Annotated in this window: 4 protein-coding genes; 2 read left to right on the top strand and 2 right to left on the bottom strand. The window is 39.3% G+C overall.

The genetic code is table 11. The features are described 5' to 3' along the window. Nucleotides 1-23 precede the first annotated feature (23 nt). Nucleotides 24-899 (bottom strand): M48 family metallopeptidase, encoded by an 876-nt coding sequence (locus tag PN497_RS23790; RefSeq protein WP_096565001.1) that lies wholly within the window; start codon nucleotides 897-899, stop codon nucleotides 24-26. Nucleotides 900-1101: 202 nt separating this feature from the next. Here PN497_RS23790 and PN497_RS23785 point away from each other — a divergent pair, with 202 nt between their 5' ends. Next, nucleotides 1102-2664 (top strand): hydantoinase B/oxoprolinase family protein, encoded by a 1563-nt coding sequence (locus PN497_RS23785; protein WP_096565003.1) that lies wholly within the window; start codon nucleotides 1102-1104, stop codon nucleotides 2662-2664. A gap of 708 nt (nucleotides 2665-3372) precedes the next feature. Continuing rightward, nucleotides 3373-3741 carry a pentapeptide repeat-containing protein gene (locus tag PN497_RS23780; protein ID WP_096565005.1) on the top strand — a complete coding sequence of 123 codons (369 nt, stop codon included), beginning with the start codon at nucleotides 3373-3375 and terminating at the stop codon, nucleotides 3739-3741. A gap of 130 nt (nucleotides 3742-3871) precedes the next feature. Here PN497_RS23780 and PN497_RS23775 read toward each other — a convergent pair whose 3' ends face one another. Next, entirely contained in the window at nucleotides 3872-4681 is an 810-nt protein-coding gene (locus PN497_RS23775; RefSeq protein ID WP_096565007.1) for a DUF1838 domain-containing protein, read from the bottom strand. Nucleotides 4682-5052: the final 371 nt, after the last annotated feature.

The raw sequence follows: 5052 nt of genomic DNA, 5'->3' as shown, positions 1-5052 counted from the left end.
CCCCAGTCCCCAGTCCCCAATATTTACCAATTTCTCCATCCTCCCTTGGGTGCGGTTTCAGTTTCTCCTTTAAAACCGTGATTTTGCATAAGTATATGGTATTCCGTACTACTTGCCCATCGATCAATTTCCCTGGCTCGCAATACGGGTACTGGGTGGCTTAACTGGGCAGTGCGGGCTTCTTTCACCATTACACCCAGTTCCGTGTTACTGATGTCATCATAAGCACGGGCTTGGGCAACAAAAGCATCAAGATTTAATTGAGGTGCTAAGGTAGGAGAACCACCAGCTAACTTCATTAACACAGACATGACAACTTTGGGGTTTTGGGTAGCTAACAAAGCAGCGCGATCGCAAGTAAACTCTGCACAACGTACCCATTCTAATAACTGTGCTTGTAATGTTTGAGCTAAAATCGCACCCACATTAGGTAAAATTGCAGCTGCTAAAATGAGTAAGTTCACAGGTGTTAAATAAACACTATGATCGCATTTGAGATGTCCTAACTCATGGGCAATAACCGCTTGTATTTCTTCTGGTGTGAGCATATCAATTAAAGAAGTATGCAACACAACAAACGGCTGTTTACCCCGCATGGCAAAAGTATAAGCATTAGGGGCGGGATGTTGACGCACGTATAGTTGAGGTGGTTCAATATCTAAAATATTGCAAGCGTCTAATAATAAATTGTGTAAATCTGGTAATTGTTTTTCACCTACCAAGACACTAGCAGCAATATTTTCTACATAAAAAACCTGTTCTGCCATTGGACCTAGCCAATTTCTGACCATCATATCTATACCAGGAATTTGCTTGAGAGTTTTTGTAGCTTCCAAGTCTAGAGGATGACGGAATGAGTCAGCTTTTAAACCAATTAGAGCAGTTTTAACTAAAGACATAATGATGGCAATCAATAAAAAATATTATTCCCACAGATAGTATAGCGATTAGGATAGCGATTTCAGACCCGTGATAAAACCCAATACTTGTGGGTACAGGCGATCGCCTCAAACTCACTCCTGGGAGTACGGGTAACCACGGCGGTTTGCCCCTACGACTGTATCTAAAAAGATGTCAAAAATTAATTAGGAAGAAATTATCATGTACAACACAACTCAACCTGATCCAGTTCGTTTAGAAATATTCAAAAATCTCTATCAATTTATCGCCGAACAAATGGGAATTGTGCTGCAAAACACAGCAGCATCAGTTAATATTAAAGAACGGCTAGATTTTTCCTGTGCGATTTTTGATAGTTCTGGTTTATTAGTTGCTAATGCTCCTCATATTCCTGTACACTTAGGCTCAATGAGTGAAAGTGTCCGCAGTTTAATTAATGATGTTGGGGACACAATCAAACCAGGAAATGTTTATTTATCCAATAACCCTTATAACGGTGGAACACATTTACCTGATGTCACAGCTATTACTCCTGTATTTTTAGGAACTAACATAGGAACTAAAAACAATATTCCCAGTCCTATATTTTATGTTGCTTCACGTGGACATCAAGCGGATATTGGTGGTATTACTCCCGGTTCTATGCCTCCTCATAGTACCACTATTTTAGAAGAAGGAATTATTTTTGATAATTTTCTCTTAGTGCAAGAGGGAGAATTTCAAGAAACAGCAATCAGAAATTATTTGTTAAATCATCCCTATCCTAGTCGTAATCCTGACCAAAATATAGCAGATTTTAAAGCTCAAATTGCTGCTAATGAAAGGGGAGTACAAGAACTGCTAAAAATGGTTGAGCAATATGGACTAGAAACTGTTAAACTTTATATGCAGTTTGTTCAAGACAATGCAGAAGAATCTGTGAGAAGAGCAATTGATGTTTTAAAAGATGGATCATTTATTTATGAAATGGATAGCGGTGCAAAAATTGAAGTTAATGTAAAAATCAACAGAGAAACCCGCAGTGCCAAGATTGATTTTACTGGAACATCTGCACAATTAAATAGTAATTTCAATGCCCCCAAAGCTGTAACTCAAGCGGCGGTTTTATATGTCTTTAGAACTTTGGTTGATGATAACATTCCCCTCAACGCTGGTTGTCTCAAACCTTTAGAAATTATTATCCCTCAAGGTTGTATGTTAAACCCAACTTATCCCGCAGCAGTAGTAGCAGGAAATGTAGAAACTTCCCAAACAATTGTTGATGCTTTATATGGTGCTTTGGGTGTGATGGCAGCTTCCCAAGGAACAATGAATAATTTTACTTTTGGTAATCAAAAATATCAATATTATGAAACTATTTGCGGTGGTTCTGGTGCAGGAATAAATTTTGATGGTACTGATGGGGTTCATACTCACATGACTAACTCCCGCTTAACTGATCCTGAAGTTTTAGAAACTCGTTATCCTGTGCAAGTGGAAAGTTTTGGTTTGCGTTCCCATAGTGGAGGGAAAGGAAAATATTGCGGGGGTGATGGGGTGATCCGTCGTATTAAATTTTTAGAACCGATGACTGCTAATATTCTCTCTGGCCATCGTCTGGTTCCTCCCTTCGGTTTAAATGGTGCTGAAGCGGGAAAAATAGGACGCAACTGGGTACAAAGACAAAATGGCACTGAGGAAATTTTAGGTAGTACCGCTACTGTAGAGATGCAACCAGGGGATATTTTTGTGATCGAAACTCCAGGAGGAGGAGGTTGTGGTTAAATGAAGCTACACAGGCAAAACCTGCCTACGCGGGTTATGTTTTCCACCAGTGTCAGTTCATAAACTGTCACTCTCTACACTGGCTATTTGGTGTCAAAAGAGATATTCTTATCTGATGCAAGGAGTGATACCACTTCACTCATGTTTGTTACAGGTTATCTTAACAGTGCTTTCCCTAATAGCAATGTAGAAGATTTAATCTGTTGCATACGGTGAAATGGTATAACGTTATACGGGGGCTGCCTGAGTAAGCAAAAAGGACTCAGGCGCTTTTTCGTGTATAAAAAAAATGGTGATTTTTCTGGTATCAATTTGTTCGGTTGTAATGGTACTGGAAAAGATGGGAAAATACAGGGCAGGGTGCAAGGGGAGAAAAGTTAGTGTTTTCCTCTCTCTATCAATAGCGGATTAGCGGTTTTTGTGGTTAAATGATAGGTAGGGGTTGCTGAGAAAGTCTTTCCGTGAGGGCATAGGAGTAAGGAGTCAGGAGTCAGGAGTCAGGAGTCAGGAGGAGATTTGAAAATTTCTTTGCCATCTCTTGAAATCCCAAAAAATGCACACTTTTTCCGGTATACCCTTCAAAACCCTTGGACTTTTTTCCTGTTTATCAGCCTCTAACCTTTGATATATCAAGGTTTTAGGTTTATTCAGCAAATGATAGGTAGGAACAGAAATCACTGTGTCGTTGCTAAAGGCAGTGAAATATAGATGGATGCGGAGGATATTAAACGGCGCTATGCCGCTGGAGAGAGATATTTTCTATCTGCTCACTTGGTTGGAATCAAGTTGATTGATGCTTATTTACCGGGAATCAATTTGTGGGGAGCAGATTTAAGTGATGCTAATCTCGCTAAAGCTAAACTTTGGGGTGCAAATTTGAGTAGGGCAAATTTAGCTGATGCTAATTTGACTAGGGCTAATTTGTGTGGTGTTAATCTCTCTGAAGCTAATCTTCGGGGTGCTAGACTGCACTATACTAAGTTATATGGTGCGAATTTGAAGGGCGCTTGTTATGATGACAGCACGCGCTTTTCTAAGGGTTTTGATCCCGTTAGTCATGGTATGCGGAAGTTGTGAAACTTTGGTTTTATTGTTGGTGATGGGGATAAATTGGGCGATCACATTCTCTTGGATGATAGGAGGGCGATCGCACACAACTTTATTTTTATTATTGGGGTAAAACCTTCTTTTAGTGTCAGTTTTATGATCAATTAGTTAAAGGTAAAGGAAAAACTTCCCCAGCCAAATAATCAGAAAAATGCTTCTGAAAATATAACCAAGAAGTCATATCTTCCCCTTCCATAAAAGCATTCGGCGCTTGCTTATACAAAGGCAAACGGTTATTAATTTCCGCTTGTAACAGTGGGGGTAACTCTGTAAAACCGCCCACCTTACCACCAATAGCACTATATATAAGTTGTCCTGGTTGTTCACCCATCTTCATCCAAGGCAACCATTGACCAATTCTATCCCAACTTAATTTTAATTCTGTAACGGAATTAAGTTCTGAGTTGAGCAAATCTGCACTCTTGACAGTAATTTTAAATAACTCAGCCGCTTGATAAGTTGGAGATGGACTGTAGGAAGCAAACTGGGGATCTTTTGCCAAAGGGTTGGGATAATGGGGAAACAGATCAAAGACAAAGGTAGTATTTTCACCTTCCACCTGTACAGGCAGTTTACCTTTAAACTTACCTTGTACGGGATTATTAGCTACGTGCATCACCGTCACAGTTTCCCCAGTCCAGGGATTTTCCCATTTTCGTAAAATTTCATCTGTTTCTGGGTTGAGGTAATAAGTCAGTTCCCTAGAAGTAAAATCCCAACGACCTTCCGCAGTGGGAATACACCGACTTACACTCATACCGATAATTTTAAATAAAAGTTGTCGCTTTTCCCCAGGGACAAAACTATAAATTTTACCTGTCCAAACTAAAAAAGTAGATTCATTAGCATCTAAGGAAGAACGAGTTTTCACCCATTGTTGGGCATCAACTTCTTGGATGTGGGCTACCATATTCTGTATATTTTCTCCTTATGATTATAGTAGGGACTGGGGACTGGTGATTGGGGACTGGTGACTGGTGACTGGTGACTGGGGAAGAAAATTTTAGATTTTATATTTTAGATTTTAGATTGGAGTTGACAAAAACAATCCAAAATTCAAAATTCAAAATCCAAAATACATAACTCCTGACTCCTGACTCCTGACTCCTGACAGGGGAAACGCATCTTATCAATAAGGATAATTTAATCTCAATAATGACCTGAAAATTCGCATTAACGTCTACTTATTGACAATAATTTAAACCATCACGATGACTCTGAAAAAATCAATCAAACGATAAATAAGGATTTCTTCGTTTATACATAAAAATGGTGTTTTGT

It is taken from the genome of Sphaerospermopsis kisseleviana CS-549 (genome assembly GCF_028329225.1).
Taxonomy (GTDB): domain Bacteria; phylum Cyanobacteriota; class Cyanobacteriia; order Cyanobacteriales; family Nostocaceae; genus Sphaerospermopsis; species Sphaerospermopsis kisseleviana.
The sequence above is the reverse complement of the archived record's forward strand: the minus strand, read 5'-3'. Positions and strand labels throughout refer to the sequence as shown.